General features: G+C 44.2%; 20 protein-coding genes. 10 read left to right on the top strand and 10 right to left on the bottom strand.

Annotation, left to right across the window (positions count from 1 at the left end):
• Window positions 1-7: 7 nt before the first annotated feature.
• Genes DFP80_RS19665 through DFP80_RS19680 form a run of 4 tightly spaced genes read left to right on the top strand, consistent with a single transcriptional unit; the run spans window position 8 to window position 3,729 of the window.
• Window positions 8-1,018, top strand: coding sequence for a FecCD family ABC transporter permease (locus DFP80_RS19665; RefSeq protein ID WP_113918492.1), 1,011 nt, complete (start codon window positions 8-10; stop codon window positions 1,016-1,018).
• A complete protein-coding gene (locus tag DFP80_RS19670; protein WP_113918493.1) occupies window positions 1,011-2,042 on the top strand; it encodes a FecCD family ABC transporter permease in 1,032 nt (343 codons plus the stop codon). The genes DFP80_RS19665 and DFP80_RS19670 overlap by 8 nt, the downstream gene beginning before the upstream one ends.
• A gap of 30 nt (window positions 2,043-2,072) precedes the next feature.
• Window positions 2,073-2,948, top strand: a complete 876-nt coding sequence (locus DFP80_RS19675; protein ID WP_113918494.1) for an ABC transporter ATP-binding protein — start codon at window positions 2,073-2,075, stop codon at window positions 2,946-2,948.
• The gene (locus tag DFP80_RS19680) at window positions 2,941-3,729 is read left to right on the top strand and encodes an IucA/IucC family C-terminal-domain containing protein (RefSeq protein WP_113918495.1); all 789 of its coding nucleotides are present in this window, start codon (window positions 2,941-2,943) and stop codon (window positions 3,727-3,729) included. The genes DFP80_RS19675 and DFP80_RS19680 overlap by 8 nt, the downstream gene beginning before the upstream one ends.
• A 38-nt stretch (window positions 3,730-3,767) precedes the next feature.
• Here the strand turns inward: DFP80_RS19680 and DFP80_RS19685 are convergent, their stop codons facing one another.
• From DFP80_RS19685 to DFP80_RS19710, 6 genes are all read right to left on the bottom strand, one after another.
• Entirely contained in the window at window positions 3,768-6,188 is a 2,421-nt protein-coding gene (locus tag DFP80_RS19685; protein ID WP_241560321.1) for a TonB-dependent receptor, read from the bottom strand.
• 130 nt (window positions 6,189-6,318) lie between these two features.
• Window positions 6,319-7,278 carry a FecR domain-containing protein gene (locus tag DFP80_RS19690; protein WP_147243859.1) on the bottom strand — a complete coding sequence of 320 codons (960 nt, stop codon included), beginning with the start codon at window positions 7,276-7,278 and terminating at the stop codon, window positions 6,319-6,321.
• A complete protein-coding gene (locus DFP80_RS19695; RefSeq protein WP_113918497.1) occupies window positions 7,271-7,798 on the bottom strand; it encodes a sigma-70 family RNA polymerase sigma factor in 528 nt (175 codons plus the stop codon). The genes DFP80_RS19690 and DFP80_RS19695 overlap by 8 nt, the downstream gene beginning before the upstream one ends.
• Window positions 7,799-7,993: 195 nt before the next feature.
• Window positions 7,994-8,920 (bottom strand): allantoinase PuuE, encoded by a 927-nt coding sequence (gene puuE / locus DFP80_RS19700; RefSeq protein WP_113918498.1) that lies wholly within the window; start codon window positions 8,918-8,920, stop codon window positions 7,994-7,996.
• Between the two features lie 39 nt (window positions 8,921-8,959).
• Complete coding sequence (locus DFP80_RS19705) at window positions 8,960-9,691, bottom strand: aspartate/glutamate racemase family protein (RefSeq protein ID WP_113918499.1); 732 nt, start codon at window positions 9,689-9,691, stop codon at window positions 8,960-8,962.
• A gap of 7 nt (window positions 9,692-9,698) precedes the next feature.
• Window positions 9,699-10,364: a GntR family transcriptional regulator gene (locus tag DFP80_RS19710; protein ID WP_113918500.1), complete on the bottom strand. Its 666-nt coding sequence runs from the start codon at window positions 10,362-10,364 to the stop codon at window positions 9,699-9,701.
• A 262-nt stretch (window positions 10,365-10,626) separates the two neighbouring features.
• Here DFP80_RS19710 and DFP80_RS19715 point away from each other — a divergent pair, with 262 nt between their 5' ends.
• Window positions 10,627-12,063 carry an NCS1 family nucleobase:cation symporter-1 gene (locus DFP80_RS19715; protein ID WP_113918501.1) on the top strand — a complete coding sequence of 479 codons (1,437 nt, stop codon included), beginning with the start codon at window positions 10,627-10,629 and terminating at the stop codon, window positions 12,061-12,063.
• 87 nt (window positions 12,064-12,150) lie between these two features.
• Here the strand turns inward: DFP80_RS19715 and eat are convergent, their stop codons facing one another.
• From eat to DFP80_RS19730, 3 genes are all read right to left on the bottom strand, one after another.
• Window positions 12,151-13,557, bottom strand: a complete 1,407-nt coding sequence (eat, locus tag DFP80_RS19720) for an ethanolamine permease (protein ID WP_113918502.1) — start codon at window positions 13,555-13,557, stop codon at window positions 12,151-12,153.
• A gap of 125 nt (window positions 13,558-13,682) precedes the next feature.
• Entirely contained in the window at window positions 13,683-14,591 is a 909-nt protein-coding gene (gene eutC, locus DFP80_RS19725) for an ethanolamine ammonia-lyase subunit EutC (RefSeq protein ID WP_113918503.1), read from the bottom strand.
• On the bottom strand, window positions 14,588-16,024 hold the full coding sequence (locus DFP80_RS19730; RefSeq protein WP_113918511.1) for an ethanolamine ammonia-lyase subunit EutB: 1,437 nt from the start codon (window positions 16,022-16,024) through the stop codon (window positions 14,588-14,590). Before DFP80_RS19730 ends, eutC begins: the two co-directional genes overlap by 4 nt.
• A gap of 227 nt (window positions 16,025-16,251) precedes the next feature.
• Here DFP80_RS19730 and DFP80_RS19735 point away from each other — a divergent pair, with 227 nt between their 5' ends.
• Entirely contained in the window at window positions 16,252-17,229 is a 978-nt protein-coding gene (locus DFP80_RS19735) for a helix-turn-helix domain-containing protein (RefSeq protein ID WP_113918504.1), read from the top strand.
• A gap of 33 nt (window positions 17,230-17,262) precedes the next feature.
• On the opposite strand, the gene DFP80_RS19740 is transcribed toward DFP80_RS19735, so the two are convergent.
• On the bottom strand, window positions 17,263-18,225 hold the full coding sequence (locus DFP80_RS19740; protein WP_113918505.1) for an integron integrase: 963 nt from the start codon (window positions 18,223-18,225) through the stop codon (window positions 17,263-17,265).
• A gap of 347 nt (window positions 18,226-18,572) precedes the next feature.
• On the opposite strand from DFP80_RS19740, the gene DFP80_RS19745 reads away from it, so the two are divergent.
• The 4 genes from DFP80_RS19745 to DFP80_RS19760 all read left to right on the top strand — a co-directional run bounded on the left by DFP80_RS19745 (window position 18,573) and on the right by DFP80_RS19760 (window position 20,547).
• Complete coding sequence (locus DFP80_RS19745) at window positions 18,573-19,004, top strand: hypothetical protein (RefSeq protein ID WP_113918506.1); 432 nt, start codon at window positions 18,573-18,575, stop codon at window positions 19,002-19,004.
• 84 nt (window positions 19,005-19,088) lie between these two features.
• Window positions 19,089-19,535 (top strand): GyrI-like domain-containing protein, encoded by a 447-nt coding sequence (locus tag DFP80_RS19750; protein WP_113918507.1) that lies wholly within the window; start codon window positions 19,089-19,091, stop codon window positions 19,533-19,535.
• Window positions 19,536-19,690: 155 nt separating this feature from the next.
• A complete protein-coding gene (locus DFP80_RS19755; RefSeq protein ID WP_113918512.1) occupies window positions 19,691-20,071 on the top strand; it encodes a hypothetical protein in 381 nt (126 codons plus the stop codon).
• Between the two features lie 95 nt (window positions 20,072-20,166).
• Window positions 20,167-20,547 (top strand): hypothetical protein, encoded by a 381-nt coding sequence (locus DFP80_RS19760; RefSeq protein ID WP_113918508.1) that lies wholly within the window; start codon window positions 20,167-20,169, stop codon window positions 20,545-20,547.
• Window positions 20,548-20,621: the final 74 nt, after the last annotated feature.

The raw sequence follows: 20,621 nt of genomic DNA on the forward strand, positions 1-20,621 counted from the left end.
AGCATTTATGCACTTACATAGCAGCCACACTGTTAAATGGAGCCTTCTTGCTCTGTCTATTTTATGTCTTATGCTCTCCTTATTGGGGAGTATTGCTTATGGTCAATATGTCATTTCAAGCAAATCAATTTGGACGGCATTTTGGGCGTTTGATCCTCAATCTATAGATCACGTTATTATTCGCACCACACGTTTATCTCGTGCTCTTGTTGCTTGTTTGGTTGGTTCTGCGTTAGCTGTTTCTGGCGTACTGATGCAAGCATTAACGCGTAATCCGCTGGCTTCACCGTCTATTTTTGGTGTTAACTCGGGCGCTGTGTTTGCCATTGTTTTATTTTCTACTTTCTTTTCCGTTACTTCCTTGAATACTTTTCTTTGGTTGGCGTTTGTTGGCGCTGCTGTTGCTGGAGCCTTGGTGTATGGCCTGGGGAGTTTAGGAAAAGATGGTTTATCTCCAGTGCGTATTGTCTTGTCTGGCGCGGCGATTTCAGCGCTGTTTATGGCGTTTACCCAAGGCATATTGGTGATAGGGCAAGAAGGATTAGACAGTGTATTGTTTTGGGTCGCGGGCTCCGTATCGGGTCGAGATTTGTCTATGGTGATGCCATTAGTGCCCGCTTTTGTTGTCGGTATTGTATTGGCGATGTTGGCGGCACCACAGATCAATATTCTGTTGTCCGGTGACGATATTGCTAAAGGACTGGGCCAGAACACTGTGCTGATTAAGGTGGTGTTGAGTTTGCTGATTATTGGTCTGGCGGGTGGTTCGGTCGCGCTTGGTGGCAGCATTGGATTTATTGGTTTGATGGTGCCGCATATGGTGCGTTCCTTGGTAGGTTATGACCATAAGTGGCTGGTTCCGTTAAGTGCTTTATGGGGCGCAATTTTATTGTTGTGTGCGGATGTGATTAGCCGTTTTGTCATTATGCCAGAAGAGGTGCCGATTGGTGTGACAACGGCGCTTTTGGGTGCACCTTTCTTTATCTATTTGGCGCGAAAAGGAGGTAAGCGTGAGTAAATTCTTTAGTGTTCGCCATCGTTTTTTTTCTTTTTCGACGCCTGTTTTTTCCGTATGGGCGATGCTCGCTCTCTTTGCTGTTTTTCTAACGATTACTTTGCTTTCTCTGTGTTTAGGTGAAGAGCTCATCGTTTTGCCTGACGTTTTTCTGGCGCTACTTGGTCATGGTGATCAAGGCACACAGTTTGTGGTAGAAACGTTGCGTTTGCCAAGGGTGTTGCTGGCGGCCATGGTGGGGGCTGCATTGGCTTCGTCTGGCTTGGTATTGCAATCAATGATACGCAACCCGCTGGCGTCACCGGACATTATTGGTATCACTGGTGGCGCTTCTGCGGCTGCGGTGTGTTTTATGTCTTTCTTTGCGACGGCAATGGGGGTTATCTGGCTGCCAGTTTTCGCCATTGCGGGCGCTTTGTTGGCGGCTTTATTGATTTACGCGCTGGCTTGGAACAGTGGCGTGACGCCGATGCGACTGGTATTAGTCGGTATTGGTATTTCCTCGGCAATGGGCGCAGTGACGACCTTTGTTATTGCCGCAAGCCCGCTCTCTACCAGTATTACGGCGTATATTTGGCTAACGGGCAGTGTGTATGGAGCTAGCTGGGTTGAGGTGAAAGCTTTGCTGCCTTGGTTGCTGGTTTCGTGGCCGTTGGCGTTTTATCTAGCGCGCAGAGTGAATACCCAGGAATTAGGCGATCAACTGGCGACAGGGCTGGGGATTCCGGTACAGCGCCTGCGTTTGGCGTTGTTGTTTTTGAGTGTGATTATGGCCGCCCCTGCGATTGCTTATGCTGGTGCGGTGGGTTTTGTTGGTTTGATCGCGCCACATATTGCCAGGCGTCTTGTTGCACGCAGCTTTGCGCTTTTATTGCCAACCTCTGCATTAGTCGGGGCGTGTTTGGTTATGTTGGCTGATTTATGTGGTCGTTTGTTGTTCCAGCCTTTGGATATTCCTGCAGGAGTATTTGTGTCGGCGATTGGTGCACCATTTTTCATTTACTTACTCTATCGACAGCGTTTCTAAGTCGATTAGCTATATTGGGATTTTTTAACGATGAGCTTGTCTGAAAATCATTTATTAGATCGTAATTTAGGCAATAGTCACTTAGGGAAAAACAACCCATTAAAAAGTGTGGCGCTGTCTTTAGGTTATGAGAAAAAAACCATTATTAAGTCTTTGGATTTGGCCATTGAACCTAACCAAATTACAGTGTTGGTGGGCGGGAATGGCTGTGGTAAATCTACTTTGCTTAAGTCGTTTGCTCGTTTGTTGAAACCATCAACAGGGCAGATTCTATTGAATGGTGCGGACATTCATTCTCTGTCTGGAAAAGACGTGGCTCGGAAGTTAGCGATTCTTCCTCAAGGCCCAGTTGCGCCAGAAGGTTTAACGGTTGAGCAGCTGGTTCGCCAAGGTCGTTATCCTCATCAAAATTGGCTGCAAAGCTGGACGGAAGAGGACGAGCGTTTAGTACGTAAAGCCTTGCAAGACACCAACATGACTGAGTTTACTCATCGCTCTATCGATGCGTTATCGGGTGGCCAGAGACAGCGAGCTTGGATTGCCATGGCACTGGCGCAGAATACCGATATTTTGCTATTAGATGAACCGACAACTTATTTGGATTTAACCCATCAAATAGAGATTCTAGACTTATTGTTTGAGCTTAATTTGACCCAGCAGACAACCATTTTAATGGTGTTGCATGATCTGAACCTTGCCGCGCGTTACGCTCATAAAATGATTGCGATTAAAGACGGTGCTGTGTTTTGTCAGGGCGCACCGGAAGCCATTTTAGATCATGATATGGTGAAGTCTGTGTTTGATATGGAATGCTATATTAGCGCCGATCCGCTATTTGGTACGCCGATGTGCATTCCTTATGGAAAAGGACGCAAGGTTAAGTCTCAGGCTGCTGAGCATGTTTGAGCGAGATAGCAAACATGAGCTGCTTGCTAAAGAATGGGATGTATTAGCAGCATTTGGTTTGACATCTTATCGACAGGAAGAGCTTCTTGCTATTGATTCTAGTAAGTTGCTAGACGAGGTGGTGTGTTTAGAAACATTGCAAAGAATCATGCCGGAGCTTGGTGCGCCGAGTCTGAAAGTGACGGCGTCATTGGTGATAAAACGTGTTGCATTTCTTGCTTTGGCACCCGTTTTATATGCAATGTCGGGCTTTAATAAAGGCCTTGATGGCTCGCTGGAGAATAGTATTTTCGAATATTCGTTAGAAAATAGAATATGGCAATCTAAGATGCCATTAAAAGACACGTCGGTGTCTATTTGGAAAGGATTGGATAAAGAGGGGCGAGATATTTGGCGAGATGAGATCTTGCATAAGGTATTTGCTGGGCATCTAACCTTACTAGTTGAACACTTCTATCGCTTGACTAAAGTATCGCGACGAATTCTCTGGGAAAATGTTGCAGTGCGAGTGTTTAGTATCTATGAACAGCGTATTTTAGCCGCTGTTAGTGAGGAGAAGAGGGCGATCGCAGAAGCTGATTACGCTTATCTTCTGGATAAAAATACGACAAAACTATTTGGCTTAAATGAAAACCCATTGACGGGTTTTTATCGAAAAAAGCAGTTGACCGCGTTATCAGAAAAGCCGGTTCGTGTACGACGTACTTGTTGTTTTTACTACCAGGCCACTGATCCAGCTGTGTATTGTGGGACTTGCCCTGTGCCTTTAAAGAAGCGCTAACTCTCCTCTTGAAAATAAGAGGAGAGTTAGCCGGATGATTAGAAATCTAAACCATAAGCCAGTGTTACAGTACGACCTCTGCCTTTAAAGTAGAAGCTGTCATTTGCGTAGGCTGCTTGGGAATAATAGGTGAAATAGTCTTCGTTCAATAGGTTTGCAACGGAGACATTCATCTTACCAATGGGTAGTGAATAGCCAATGGAAGCATCGACCAGAGTGTATCCGTCAAAGTTTAAATCTTCATCATCAAAGCTTCGGTCGAAGGCATGGCTTACTTGCAACAAAGAAGACAATTTTTCATTCCAAGTTGCGTTCCATGACGCCACTAAGCGGTTAGGTGAAATGTCTGCACCGGTCAGCCTAGTTTCCACTTTACCATCACCATCGGCATCTGATTTTCCTTGGATGTAAGAGTAGCTTGCTTGCAGTTTGTGCTCTTTATTCAATTGATACCCTAAAGAAGCTTCTGCACCTTGGATTTCTTTTTTCTCGCGTTTGACGATATACAACCCGTTATTTTCAACGATGCGGCTACCTAAGTCAGAGTTAGATTCGTAATAACTGACTTCGATATCGTAAGGGTGACGATTTACACGTAAGCCGACTTCATAGTTATCTGTCACAATAGGCGATAAGTCTATCAATGTGTCAACATCTTGACCTGTTGTGCTGACGCCGCGTAATACGCGTCCGACATCAGGCATACCAAAACCTTGAGAGTAGTTAGCAAAAACACTAACGATAGGTGTTATTTTGAATACCGCACCTGCATTGTAGACCGTTTCATGGAAGCTTGGGCTTCCGCCATTGACTGTTACACTGTTGTTAGCTGCTACTGTTTGGTAGGTATTTACGTCTAGTTTAGCGTGTTCATCACGAACTCCAGCCTGTAACACTAGGCGTTCAGTTGGCTTATATTCAAACTGAATGAAAGGCGCATAGTTAGTGTATTCTGTTTCTGGTACATATGTACGCTTGGTTAATATTAACACCTGACTGGTTTTGTCCTCTAGCAAGTCTAATCCTGTCGTGATGCTTAAAGCGTTATCTAATAGATCGTCTTTTGTTAAACTAAATTTTGCCCCAAGCTTTTCTGACTGGTTTTGGCTTTGGTCGTATAGGGTTCCGCTTGGCGCAATGCTGGTATCCTGAAAGCTATTGGAGTTTGATGCCCCATAACGTCCTTCAAAGTCTTGGTGAAAAACTTGAGCCTTAAACGTCATACCATCAAGGTCACTGTCTGAGTAGAAAAGGCTAGTTGTTTGTACGTCGTTGTAAGGAGCGACGCCTTCTGATGGTGTTCCTTTTACCGAACTGGTTGCCACACCATTGTCTCTATCACCATCTACGCCAGTAAAGTTCATGCGCCCTTTCATTCTGTACTTATTAACTTCTAGTTCTAGCCTTTTTTCGTCGCTAAGCCAGTAACCAAGCTTGACGAATGTGTCGTAGCTTTTTGAGTCCATTATGTCGCCACGAACCGTTGCCGCGCCAACATAATCCCCGTCCGCATCGAGGTACATGCCTTGTACCTCGTTAGTTAGACCGACAAGGTAATCGAAATCACCTTGTGAACCTTCTGCTTGATAGCCAATTTTATAAGACAGGGTGTCCTTGCTTATTTCGTCAGTCGGTGTGGTCATTTGTACATCGACGTGCTGTTTGAGTTCATTTGAGCGAGTTGATTTTGTGATGAAGTTAATAATGCCACCAGTTGCCCCTAAACCATGAACAGCGGTTGCGCCATGGATGACTTCAATGCGTTCGACCATAGAAAGGTCGATAGTGTGCGCAGAGCGGCTGCCCTCTCGAATGGGGTTTGATTGTGGAACGCCATCTATCATGTATAGAACAGAGCGACCGCGGAATGTCTGGCTACTGTTATTTAATTTTTGTGTATTTGGAGAATAAGCCGGCAGCAGGTTAGATAGGGCTTGGGAGCTATCGGTAGAAATAGAAAGCTGCTCTTCAATTTGCTGACGATTGATGACCGTAATGACTTGAGGGCTGTCTTCTTTTTTTGTATTTGATCGACTGGTTTGGATAACCAGTGTATTCAGGTTAGTTGCCTGGTCGTCTGTCGTAATATACTGACCACGTTCCACTAAGCTATAGGTACCATCTTGATTAGAAAGTATTTCCAAATCTGTATTCGATAACAATTGCTTAATGAGATCGATCGGACTGGTATTACCAGAAATACCTTTAGTTTTAAGGTTTTGCGTCAGTGCTGAGTCAAATGAAAGCGCAATATTGTGATGAGCGGCAAAGCTAGTGAGCACACTTCCAAGATTACCTGCTTCTATTTTTAGTTGTTGGTGAACATTCTGGTGTGGGGTGTCTTGCGCCAAAGCGTGCGAGCTAATCCCCGAAGCGATTAGTAAACCACTACAAGTTAATGTCGTGCTGATTGCTATTTGGAATCGTGTTTTGAACAGCGTGTTTTTACGGGTAGACACAGCCACCTCCTTCTTTAAAGTTTTTCTACTTATGAGTTGTTTAACTAATAAGCCACCTGAAAAGAAAAAAAGTGTCAGTAATAATAAAAATTATTTTTTATGTGGATTGCTCTATTTTCCTACTCTTCCCTTAGGTGGCTTCTAAAGTTACCCAATAATTACCAAGGTGGCTGTTTATATTGATAGGGTAGGTATGTGACAGCATATTAAAGATGATGTTGATATCTTGGAGGGGGAAAGCACCAGACACATCAATATTTGCAATGTCGGGGGAAACTCTTAACCGTCCTCTGTGGTAGCGGGAAACTTCTTCAATAAATTGCTTTAATGGCATGTTGTGCACGGCTAGCATGTTGTCTAGCCATGACGTTGTCTCTGATTTGAGAGCGTTATCGGATAAGAATGCATGGCTTGATAGCTCGATTTGATGGCCAGTGTCAAAGAAAGCACCTTGTGCGTTATTTGCAAACTTCGGGGTCACTTTTAGCGGTCCTTTAATAATCCCTACCCGTGTCATTTCATTGTACTGACGTACCGTAAAGTTCGTCTCTGTGGGCGATAAAACCGCTTCCTGAGTTTGAACTATAAGGGGCTTCAGTTCTTGAGAGCTTGTTGTTGCAGTATGGACTTGGATTTCACCTTCCCGTAATGATAATAAGCGTGATTTACCGTTAAAAGAAATATCAAAGGCGGTCGCCGTATTGAGCTTAACAGTGGTCCCATCTGGTAAGGTTATTTGTTTTTGCTGCCCTTTTGCTGTGCGGTAATCGGCAGTCCACTGCTGTGTTTCGATTGTTTTATAACTTCCCCATACCAAGGGTCCAGAAGCTAAGATTAATGCTAGCTTTCCAATGTGTAAGCGGCGGTTTTCATCGTCAGGTCGGTTCAGTACCGTGTAGGCAATATCTTTAGGTAGAGTATCAATTTGGCTTATAAAACGCTGGGCACGTTGCCATGCAAATTGATTGTTTCTGTCCGATTGTAGCCATTTTTCTAATTGTTCTTGCTCTGTGTCGGTAAGTGTTCTTTCTTGTTGTTTTACGAGCCAGTCAGCCGCTTCTAACATGCTTTTTTTTGATATCTTATTCAAAAAAATTGCTCTCCATTAGAATGAAACACTTAACATAAGCTTGCTTCATATATCGCTTCACAGTGGCGAGAGAAAGGTTCATTTCATCGGCGATTTGTTGGTATTTTTTACCTTCTATTATAGACATCAAAAACACCTGTTTTACATTACTCGGCAGGGCGCTAAGCAGGGCATCTATTTCTTCTAAGGTTTGTAAAATAATGGACTTACTTTCTGCTGAAATGGCGAAAGACTCAGGCTGCTCTGCTAAAAGTTCAAGGTAAGCTTGTTCCAATGATTTACGGCGATAAAAATGGCCAACAAGACCTTTTGCGATTGTTGCCAAATACGCTTTAGGTTCATTGATTGTGTCAGCATTTTGTTTAGCGTGAATGCGTAAGAAAGTGTCTTGAGTCAAATCAGCCGCATCACATTGATTGTCTAAACGCTTACGGATCCAAGCATATAACCAATTATGATGGTTTATATATAAAGAGTGCATAACATCATGGTGCACACTGAGGTTTGCATTGTGCGGCATGAAATTGGCCCTTAAAAATAATTAATAGAAATGATAATTACTACCATTAAATAGGCTGGTTGTTTTTTTGTCAATATTATCAGGGAGAGAAGAGGGCTTTCTTATAAACAGAATGAAAACGCCTCAGTAAATACTATTACGAGGCGTTTTTCGTTTTGAACTCGGTTTTAGTTATTGTGGATAACTACTAAGGTCTTATCTCGTTGGATAATGATTCATAATCCAATGATCTGCAATGTCTTCTCGTTTTGCGATCCATACATCGTCGTGAGACTGCACGTAATCTAAGAATTTTTTCAATGCCATGAAACGGCTGGGCTTCCCTAAGGTTCGGCAGTGCATGCCGATGGACATCATTTTTGGTGCGGTGGCGCCTTCTTCATACAAACAATCGAAGTTGTCTTTCAAGTATTGGAAAAACTCCTCGCCATGGTTAAAGCCGTACGGCGAAGAAAATTTCATGTCGTTGCAGTCGAGAGTATAAGGCACGATAAGGTGCGGTTTGCTGCCACCATCAAGCGTGTCGACTTTCACCCAATAAGGTAGGTCATCGCCGTAGTTGTCGGAATCGTATTTTAGTTGCGTATGTTCTGCGACTAAAGCGCGAGTATTTGGCGAGTCGCGTCCTGTGTACCAGCCAACAGGTTTCACGCCAGTGATTTCTTCTATTAAGGCGAGAGCTTGTTGCATGTGTTCCCGCTCTTGTTCGATGGGCATGTCTTGGTAATGAATCCATTTTAAGCCATGACACACAATCTCGTGTTTGCCTTCTACAAAGGCTTTTGCTACTTCCGGATTACGCTGTAAGGCGGTGGCGATGGCAAAAACCGTCAGCGGCAGCCCGCGTTTTTCGAACTCGTTAAGGATACGCCAAACGCCAGTGCGGGAACCGTACTCGTAAAGGGATTCCATGCTCATATGACGATCTTTGAAAGGCTGTGCACCGAAAATTTCCGACAAAAAAGTCTCGGCATGTTCATCACCGTGTAAGACGCAGTTCTCACCGCCTTCTTCAAAGTTTAAAACAAACTGTAGGGCAACTCGGGCGTTGTTTGGCCATTTTACGTTTGGCAGCCCTTGACGGCCATAACCGGCGAAATCACGTTCTAAATAATGTTTCATTGTATCGGTTCCATGTTGTATGGATGGCAAGTTAAAAAGTTACTTGCTCCAGTGGGCATAACGGCCAATAAAGGGTTTGCTGATGCGTTGTCCATATTGACCCGTTTTAGAAGTTTGTAAGCCTAACTGATGCAATGATTCTGCCAGCTTTACCGCCGCGGTCACGCCATCAATGATGGGCACTGGCAGTTCTGCTGCCAATTTTTCAACCAGTGCAGACATACCTGCACAACCTAAGACAATGGCTTCGGCGCCGTCTTCCTCGATAGCTGCTAAACATTCCGCTTTCAGAAGTTGGTAGGCTTCAGGCTCAATATTTTCCAAGGCTAAAACAGGAATGTCTGTGGCTCTGACGCCACTACAGTGATGCTTATAACCGTATTTTTGTAGTAAATGCTCACTCGCTGGTAATGTTCGAGATAGCGTGGTCACAACCCCAAAACGATGGGCAATCAGACTGGCCATGTGAAAACCCGCTTCGGCAATACCGATCACCGGAGCGTCAGCCAATTCGCGCGCTGCGTCTAAGGCAGGATCACCAAAACAAGCAATGATGTGAGCGTCAACACCTTGTTGTTTACCTTGTTCGATAAGGTCAAGCAGGGCGGCGCTGGCAATGACTTCATCAAAAGCGCATTCGATGCTTTTGGGGCCATGTTCTGGTGTGCTAGCGATAATGTGGGTGCTATTCAGCGCAATAGACTGTGCGCTCAGTGCCATTGCTTGGGTCATATCAGCACTGGTGTTTGGATTGATTAGTTGGATTCGCATGGTGCTCCTAGCGGCCAAAAAGTTGCTGGAAATCGATGTTCTCTTCAGCTTTGTTTTCAAGAATGAGTGAAGATTTGATGTGTTTGAGGTGATGAGTCATCCAAGTTTCCGCTTCGCTTTCGTTACCTTGGTCAAGAATATCAAGGAATTGAGAGTGGTCGCCGCACTCGCAACCGACACTACCACGAGTACCGTAAGCGGCAAGAATGAGAGAGGAGCGATAGCAGAGCTGCTCGACAAAGCGAGCAAGCACTTGGTTGCCAGCTAACGTTGCTAATTCATAATGAAAGCGGGCGGTTAATTGAATGGCATCAGCGAGTTGATTGTCTTTTTCAGCGCGTTTTTCTTCTAGCGCCATGGTACGAAAACGCTGCGATTGAGCTGAGCTCCAGTGCTGAAGTAAGGCTGGAGTAAGTTGCGGCTCAATGAGAATGCGACTGTCTAGCACCTCAAGTGCTTCGGCTTCACTTGGGTGGTTTACTTGTGCTCCCTTGTTTTTTTCAACCACCACAAAATGCTCTAAGGCGAGTCGATGCAATACTTTACGTATGCCGGTTCTACTTACGCCAAAGGCTTCAGATAGACGATCTTCTGGTAAGCGCGCCCCTGGTGGCAATTGATGTTCGACAATAGCTTTTAGCATTTGTCGGTAGATATTCTCGTCATTGGACATGAAGCTCTCTATTTAATGTATACAATGTATTGGTTAATTTTGTTGATTAAATAATATAGCACGACAAATCATCAGACACATCTTAAATAAAGACACAATTATTCTGCACAATAAAGGTGTGTTTTTTATTCTTTGACTCGAATTAGTGCGTAATTTTAGGGTTTATTTCTATAAATTATGGTTTTTCCTTAGATTCTTTGGTTTTCGTTTTTGGCACGTAAATTGTATTTGTCATTGTATACAATTAAAAAGGAACAGAATCATGAAACAAGAGTTTGAGCAAAGCCCTAGATTAGCGAATAGCGATCTTCTACCGGAGAAAGATCAAAAGTGGGGTTGGTATAGTATCTTCGCTTTTTGGATGTCTGATGTGCACAGTGTTGGTGGTTATGTGTTTGCTGCTAGCTTGTTTGCGTTGGGATTAAATGGGATTCAAGTGTTTATCAGTTTGTTGCTGGGGATCTCGATTGTGTTGCTATTTGCCAACTTGATGGGCAAACCTGGTCAAAAAGCCGGTGTGCCATTTCCTGTGGTTGCTCGTATGTCTTTCGGCGTGTTCGGTGCCAATATTCCGGCCATCATTCGTGGCTTGATAGCGGTCGTTTGGTACGGTATTCAAACTTTTCTGGCGTCGAGTTCCTTTATTATCTTGCTATTGTACTTCTTCCCTGGAATGGCGCCGCTTGCTGATGAATCTTTTATTGGGCTTTCGTACCTAGGTTGGATTGGCTTCTCTGCCATGTGGGTCGTGCAAGGTATTGTGTTTATGTTTGGTATGGACATGATTCGTAAAGTAATTGACTGGTCTGGCCCTGCTATTTATGTGGCGATGTTTGCTTTGTGTATTTATATGATTGATTTGGCTGGTTGGGATAATATCAGCTTTAACTTGAGTGACTCCAATCTAACTGGCATGGACGTTTATGTGCAGATGTTCATCGCGATTGCTTTAGTAGCCGGTTATTTTGCAGGCCCAACTCTTAACTTTAGTGACTTTTCTCGCTATTGCGGCAGCTATAAAAAATTAAAGCTGGGTAATCTATTAGGCTTACCGCTTAACTTTGTACTGTTTTCTTTATTTAGTGTGGTGATTGTTTCTGCTTCCATTCCAGTGTTTGGGGAGATGATTACCGACCCTGTAGAAACGGTGAAACGCCTAGATTCTGGTTTTATTACGGTACTGGGCGCACTGACTTTTATCTTTGCGACAGTGGGCATCAACATCGTGGCGAACTTTGTGGCGCCTGCGTTTGATTTTTCTAATGTATCACCACAGAAAATCAGCTTTAAAGCGGGCGGTTTTATTGCCGCATTTGGTTCTGTTTTGCTAACACCTTGGAACTTGTTCAATAACCCTGAAGTGATTCACTATACAGTAGATGTATTAGGCGCGATGATAGGGCCTCTGTACGGCATTATTATTGTTGATTACTTCTTTATTAAGAAAGGCCATATTGATATCCCCGCTCTGTATACGGAATCGCCAAAAGGCTGCTATTGGTATGACAATGGTGTGAATAAAAAAAGCGTGTATGCCTTGGCTATTGCTGGCGCTGTGTCTATCTTAGCGACCTTTGTGTTCAGTGCTTTGGCAAACTACGCCATCTTTATTGGTGGTATTGTGGCGGCCTTATCTTATCGTTACATGATGGAGCCAGAACGTCTTGCTTTGCAAAGTATGAACCTTGTTAAATCATAATCTGCTTACTGAGAATGTCTAGAAAACAAAAAGCCCCGCATTGAACAATGCGGGGCTTTTTGTTGTTTCCAATCCTATTGAGTCGAATTAAGCCGACGTAGCAAGGTCTGCTTCAGCAGCGGCCAACATATCGAACTCTTCTTCTGGCGTTTTCGCCACAAGGCGGTTCTTGCTGTACACGAAGTAGTAAGCGGCACCGATGGCAAACAATACGAGCGTGTAGAAAAACGCGCGTGGATCGTAAGCGTACACACCTGTCAGTGCTAATAAAGACAAAACAAAAGCAATGGACGACGTCACGATTCCACCAGGTGTTTTATATGGGCGTTCCATGTTTGGTTGCTTGATGCGCAATAAGATATGGCTGAGTGCCATCAAGGCATAAGACACAGTCGCGCCAACAACCGCCATGGCTAACATTAGATCACCTTCGCCAGTCAAAGATGCCAGAAAGCCTAAAACGCCTGGTACGATCAAAGCACGAGAAGGTACTTTGCGTTTGTCTGTAACAGACAAGTTTTGAGGAAGGTAGCCAGCGCGAGACAAGGCGAAAACCAAACGACTGTAACCATAGATGATCGAGAAGAAAGACGCGATTAATCCAGCAAGCCCCAAGACGTTGACAGCTGTGCCTAAGGATTCATGTCCAGCAAAGTTTAAAGCGTCCACCAATGGCACTGCGCTTTTACCCATGGCATCTGCACCTGCGGCACCCGCTAATAAAAACACTACTAAAAGAGCAGTGAAAAGTAAGAAAATCATCGCGCCGATAATGCCTTTAGGAACATCTTTCGCTGGGTCTTTGGCTTCTTCCGCTGCAAGAGGCACACCTTCAACGGCTAAGAATAGCCACATACCAAATGGTAATGCCGCCCAAACACCATACCAGCCCATAGGCATAAATTCAGACGCTCCAGCCGCATCGGTGACGGCAACATCAAATAAGCGGCTTGTGTCGAAATCACCAATCAGTGCAACCGCTGTTGCTAGAATGGCGATAACGGCTAAGCCACTGATGACCATCATCACCTTTAGCGCTTCGCCCGCACCCGCCAAGTGGATGCCAATAAAGACAATATAAAAAGCAGCGTAAACCCAAGGTCCATTAAACCCTAATAGAGCTTCTACTGCAGAACCGATGAAAATAACAATGGCTGCAGGCGCTAATGCGTATTCAATTAATACCGCCAAGCCCGTTAAATAACCGCCCGTCGGTCCCATTGCTTGGCGAGCAAAACTGTAACCGCCACCCGCAGCAGGAATCGCTGCCGACATTTCCGCTAGGGATAGAACCAGCGTGAAATACATCACCGCCATCAAACCTGCGGCAATGGCAAAACCGCCCCAGCCAGCTTCAGCAATACCAAAGTTCCAGCCAGCGAAGTCACCTGAAATGACATAAGATACGCCCAAACCTGCTAGCAAGATCCAGCCTGCGGAGCCTCTTTTTAACTGGCGTTTCGCCAGATAATCTTTATTGATTTGATCAGACATTGTATGTTCCTTTTGTTCCAGTTGTTCTCTATAAGTTGAGTTTTAAACCGTCATTTTTTGCCCAATGGGCTTATAGTTTTGGTGCATTTTTTTTGTACGTTTAGTGCATTTTTATTTTATTCTCCTCAGGATATGAGGAAGTTCTTCGACTCCGTTGATGTATCTATGATTAGGTCATCGTCTGATCGGTCTTTTAGTTTGACGCCAGACAACTTCAAGGTGCGTGCTTCTTTCAGCAAATAAAAAGCTTTGCGCGCGGCTTCTTGGTACACCAAGCCCGCTGGACGGACGTTGGATATGCAGTTTCGATAGGCATCGGTGAGACCGACTTTGCCGTTCCAAGTGAGATACAAACCTAAGCTATCGGGCGAACTCAACCCAGGACGTTCACCGATCAACACCAAGACGCATTTTGCGTTTAGGCGTTCACAAACTTCGTCGCCAATTGCCACGCGGCCTTGTTTTACAAAGCTGATAGGCGCTAGGTTCCAATCGTCTAAGTGGCTAAAAAGTGCCTGCAGAAAAGGCTGCGTATTTTGCTCTATTGCGAGAGATGACAGACCATCGACCACCACAATGGCGAGATCGTAGTCTTGCGAGGTGGACGCTCGATGTTCGTCTAGTATGTTGGCCGATTCTTCATCCAACCTGCGGCCATAATCTGGGCGCTGTAAATAGGTAGCACGGTCCGTCGCGCGACTGTGCAGCATTAGGGGGGCACAGTTTGTCATCCAATCTTTCGCCCAATTTTGCTCCATGAGTGTTTTCGACAAGGTATCGCTATCGAGTTGTGTATGAACGGCATCGATGGCTTGAGCATGGGCAAGCTGAAAGGCTAATAAATGTTTGGTTGGAACGCTGATCCCAGAACGACCCAAGCCAACGCGAGCATCCGTAAAAGCATTGAGTTTGTTCCAAGCGTTCTCGGTGACTGGCTCTTCTTTGCTGGTGGTTTTAGAGCCTTGTTCCGTCGCAGCTGGTGCATGTGGATGTGTCGGGAAAGACTTATCGGATGGGTAGTCGTCTTGGCTCATGAGCGACCTCCAATCATGCGATTAAGTGACTGATGGAACGCATCCGGCAGCTGGTGGTTGAGAGTGAATTGCTCGTTGTTTTTGAAAATCTCCATCTTAGTTAACCAGAGGTCAAACTCCGGCGCGGGCTTTAAACCCAATGCTCGACGAGCATACAAGGCATCATGAAAAGAGGTCGTCTGATAGTTCAGCATGATGTCGTCGGAACCGGGAATTCCCATAACAAAGGTGCAGCCAGCGACACCTAAAAGTGTCAATAAATTATCCATATCATTTTGGTCAGCTTCGGCGTGATTGGTGTAACACACATCGCATCCCATGGGTAAACCAAGCAATTTTCCGCAGAAGTGATCTTCCAAACCCGCGCGAGTGATTTCTTTGCCATCGTATAAGTATTCTGGGCCGATAAAACCGACCACAGTGTTAACCAGTAATGGATTGAATTTACGTGCTACCGCATAGGCACGGGCCTCGCAAGTTTGTTGGTCCAAACCGTGATTGGCATTCGCTGACAAAGCGCTGCCTTGGCCCGTTTCAAAGTACATGACGTTATTGCCAACCGTGCCACGATTCAATGACAAGGCCGCGTCTTGCGCTTCGGCCAGATTCGCTAGGTTAAAACCAAAACTGTCGTTGGTGGCTTGGGTGCCGCCAATCGATTGGAACACCAAATCCACTGGCGCGCCTTGATCGATGCATTCAATGGTATTGGTCACGTGAGTTAAAACGCAGGACTGAGTCGGTATTTCATAATGCTGAATGACTTCGTCCATCATCTTGATCAAGCGCGTGGCTTGCTGCACGTTGTCGGTGGCAGGGTTGATGCCGATCACCGCATCACCATTGGCATAAAGCAAACCGTCTAACATACTGGCGGCGATGCCAGTTAAATCGTCCGTTGGGTGATTGGGTTGTAAACGTGTCGACAAATGCCCCGGCAAACCAATGGTGTTGCGAAAGGCGGTTTTTACATGGCATTTTTTCGCGACCAGAATCAAATCCTGATTGCGCATTATCTTACTCACCGCGGCGGCCATTTCTGGTGTTACGCCCGGACGAATCTGAATAAGCACGTCGCTGGTGGCCAAATCACTTAACAACCAATCACGAAAGCCACCTACGGTAAGGTGTGAAATCAAAGAAAAAGCAGACTTGTCATGATCGTCTAATATTAATCGGGTAATTTCGTCTTCTTCGTAGGGAACGAGGGCTTGCTCAAGAAAAAGACTTAATGGCACATCGGCCAATGTCATTTGTGCGATGGCGCGTTCTTCAGCGCTTTCTGCTGCAACACCCGCTAAGCGATCTCCGGAACGGGCAGGTGTTGCTTTGGCCATTAGATCTGCAAGATCGACAAAGCCGAAGGTGCGTTCTCCTACCGTATTCTTGAATTGAAAGTTCCTAAATTGAAAAGTCGAATTTGGCTTGCTCATAACCGTTTCTCGCGCTTTACTGATATTGAGTTGGCTCACAAAACCAACATAAAAAAGGGCATAAGATTTGCTTACACCTAAAATCATTAACGTTAGTTAACATTACGGAAATGTATAAACTGACGTTATCGAATTATGGCAAAACTTATAAACAGTATGTTTTTCAAAATCTTAGGTTTTTAATTCCTCATATTCTGTGAGAAAAACAAATACAGACAGGTATGGTTATGTTGAATTCAATGATTGATGCACCAAAACAGGGCTCTTTCTCTGATATATCAAAAGCTCGTGTGTCGGAAGCGCACGATGCAGACTTACACGCCAGTAATTTGACTAACTGGCAGCAAGAATACGACCAGACCAGCCGCGGCAGTTTTTATGGTCGTATTGTCGAGCTGCCGTTTGATGGCTTGCAGGTTTTTTGTGAACATACCAGTCAGGCATTGCAGCAAAAATGTGTCGTTTGGCCAGATTCTGTTTGGCTGGGGATTCCCCTTTCCGATCAAGAAGAAAGCCGCATTAACGGTTTAACGATTCATGAAAATAACATTATGTGTCGACCGGGCGATTGTGATTTTCAGCTTTCCACACCGCAAGATTATGATTTATATGGATTGGTGGTGGATCAGTCCAAACTGATGGAAATGGCATTGATCCATGGTGTCGATCTAAATTGGAAAGAGCTTACCGAATATGGTCGCCTTGGGGTGCCAGACAAAACATTAGAAGAAGTACGCTTTGTGCTCGCGCGTTTGCTTTCGATGCAAAACAAAACAACACCGCCACGCTTGCAGCAAGATATAGTCATGATGGCGTTGTTGGAAGTTCTCAAAGTGGAAACCCCACAACCTGCCAAAACACAAAGTTATTTTCACCGTAAAAAAGTCGTCGATTGCGCGCGACAGTTCCTTGATCATCACCTTGATGAACCCGTTACCGTGACGCAATTATGCGAAATTGCCAGCGTCAGCCGTCGTACCTTGCAATACAGCTTCGAAAGCATCCTCGGCGTCAGCCCAATTCAATACTTGCGCATCAGCCGATTAAACGGAGTGCGTCGATCTCTAGTCCAAGCCCAACACGGACAAGCCGTCAGCGACATCGCTGCCCAGTGGGGCTTCTGGCACCTGAGTCAGTTTGCCAAAGACTACAAACAATTGTTTGGTGAAACGCCCTCAAAAACACTTACAGGCTTGAGTGGCTGAGTGAAAAGCGACAGCGCCTTCCATCCCATCATGTTATAAAATTTGATCAAGAGGGCTATTTGTTCCCGCAAAATGCTGGCCAATAACATGGGTGTAAATTTGTGTTGTTGACACATCGTTATGCCCAAGCAATTCTTGAACGGTTCTTATGTCTCGCCCTGCCATGAGTAAATGAGTCGCAAAAGAATGTCGGAAAGTATGACAATTAACTCTTTTTTCATTGATCGATGCCTTGTCGACTGCTTTTTTCAAGGCCTTACGAGGCACAGAATCATGCAAGTGGTGCCTGCATAGTTCACCAGTCACAGGATGTGGACTTATTGATGTAGAGGGAAATAAAAACATCCAACTCAATTGACGAAATGCATTTGGGTACTTTTTAGACAGCGCAAATGGCAAGGATGGCCCATACCCCTTGGCGTTGTCATCTTGTTGAATTTGTTGTGCATAGGCTTTTTGCTTGTTTAACGCCTCGGCTAACTTACGGCTAAGAATAGTGGTTCTGTCTTTGTTTCCCTTACTGCACCTTACCGCCAAACTGCCCTGATCCAAATTAATATCTTGAATGCGAATACGCAAACATTCGCTAATTCTAAGGCCCGAACCATACAGCAACGAAAATATTAAGTGGTCTCGTTCATTCATAAAGCCTAGTATGTTTTGAATCTCATTGGCCGCTAAAACAATGGGCAGGCGTCGACCTTGCTTGGCATGCTGAAACCCTAAATCTCCCAATGGTTGATCCAGTAATTTGTTATATAAAAAAGCGAGGGCATTCAAGGCAGATTTTTGGGTGTTAATGGCGACATGTTGCTCAACGGCTAGAAACGATAAAAATGCTCTTACTTCTTCTGCGCCCATGTTTTGAGGGTGTTGTAGCTTATGGAATCGAATAAAATATTTAATCCAATACAGGTAAGATTTCTCTGTCTTTAAGCTATAACCGCGTAGGCGCAGCTCTTGGCGAATAAAATTGAGAAAAGGGCTAGAAGACATCACACACTCCTTGTGGATAATTGATGAGAGCTGTACAAATATACAGTTTATTTTTATGGCTGCCAACTTATGGCTCGGTTTGCCAGTTTTGAATAGTCCTATTTTGCGTATTTGTACTAGTAGTAAGCCAGAAAGTCTTTTAGTATCAATCAACAAGATAAAACAAAGCCCATATAACGTGCTGTGGATAAATGTGTAAACTCGCACGCTCGGGTTTCCAATTAACCAGTCTGTGGAAAAGGTTAAAAAGTGCCATAGAATCAGTTTTTTATAGGGATTTATATGGAAATTAAAAACAGTGTAGATGCGCAAGCGCACTATTAAAATGTTAACTTTTGGTATCAGATATGGAAATTATTCAAACAATATTGGAATGGCCAATAATCATTCAAGGAGCTCTTGGCTCAGCTTTATTTTGGGCGCTGTTAACAGGAGGTCAGAAACTCTTGGTGTTTGCATCTCAAAAGCTTTCTAAAGATAAAGAAGTCGCAAATTATTTTGCTAAAGCGTTCAAAGCTACAAAAATTAGAGATGAACAAGTTTTAAAAACTCATGCTTTTCGCATAGCTGCATATGGCGCGCTGCATTACTTGATTAAAGCAATACTCGTTTGCGTATTGTCTATTTTAATGGGGCAATTCGTACCGCTATTTCAAGAAATAGGTTTAGTATTTGGTTGTTACTTCTTATTTAGGGCTCTATCGTATGTCCCTCATTTCGATAGCCTACCGTCAGACGAGAAAATAAGAGAAGAGCTTGAACTTGATAAAGAAAGTTAACAAGGCGCTGCTACGGAAAATTTACTCGCTAGCGCTTGTAAATTTCCGCAGAGCGCGGCGTTATGTAACTACAAGAGTATTGTGATGGAATTAAGGCTCGTTTCAGAAAAAACTATTAACGGTATATCGACTAGAACAAATAATGCGGCAGAAATGAGTCCAAATGGAAAAATACCCGCATTGTGGCAATCTTTCGATGAAAGTATTCCTGTTGACTATAAAAATGGTGAACGTGTTTACGGCGCTTACTACAACTACGAATCAGACCATAACGGGATGTTCACCGTTCTCGCTGGTTTTGATGGTCAGTCATACCCATCAAATGTAGATATTGAGCAAATAACTATTCCTAAAGGTAAGTACCTAGTGTTCACATATAAAGGGGAAATGCCTCAAATCGCCATAGATGCATGGACAGAGGTATGGGAATACTTCTCTAATGAAAGCTGTGAGCATCAAAGGTTATTTTCAACAGACTTTGAATATTACCCAAACGGCAATGAAATAGAAGTCCATATCGCGGTGCAATAGTTACATAACAATCGCATCAAGTCGGTCGCTTCGCTCACTAGGACAACAAAACTACGCGGCGTTTTAGTTTTGTGCTGCGCCCAAGTTTAACCAAACCGCCGCTACATTTTGTTGGCCCTTATGCGGGCGTTATACCTAAAGATAAGGAGTTCAAATTGAATAAAGTTGTATATGTACCTGCACATTTCCAAGCGATAGGTAAAGAAGTCACAAAGAAAGTTGCCACAGGTGAAAAGAAGGCTGGATTTTTTGGTGGAGAAAAGGATGTCACCAAAAAAATAAAGGAATGGGAGCAGACAGGATTCTCTGATCGATGGGTTGATGGCGAGCGTTTATCTAATGATATAGCTGGTGCCGTAGATGAATTGAATAAAAATGGTTATGAAGTTGTAACAGTAACATCAGTTACATCTGGAAATTATGATTACAGTTATAAATCAACGGGCAGCGGCCATAATGGCGACTCAGGTTATGGTTACGGTTACGGGTATAGCTACACCGAGGGAGTAACTATAATTGCTAAAAAATCGGTATAACAAAGCAATTAAAATCCGCCCACAAAAGACGTGGGCTGGACTCGCTACCGCTCGCCTTTTATTGCGGCGTTATACCTAAAGATAAGGAGTTCAAATTGAATAAAGTTGTATATGTACCTGCACATTTCCAAGCGATAGGTAAAGAAGTCACAAAGAAAGTTGCCACAGGTGAAAAGAAGGCTGGATTTTTTGGTGGAGAAAAGGATGTCACCAAAAAAGTAAAGGAATGGGAGCAGACAGGATTCTCTGATCGATGGGTTGATGGCGAGCGTTTATCTAATGATATAGCTGGTGCCGTAGATGAATTGAATAAAAATGGTTATGAAGTTGTAACAGTAACATCAGTTACATCTGGAAATTATGATTACAGTTATAAATCAACGGGCAGCGGCCATAATGGCGACTCAGGTTATGGTTACGGTTACGGGTATAGCTACACCGAGGGAGTAACTATAATTGCTAAAAAATCGGTATAACAAAGCAATTAAAATCCGCCCACAAAAGACGTGGGCTGGACTCGCTACCGCTCGCCTTTTATTGCGGCGTTAAG

Origin of the sequence: Marinomonas rhizomae (genome assembly GCF_003315485.1) — a bacterium.
Lineage (GTDB): Bacteria > Pseudomonadota > Gammaproteobacteria > Pseudomonadales > Marinomonadaceae > Marinomonas > Marinomonas rhizomae.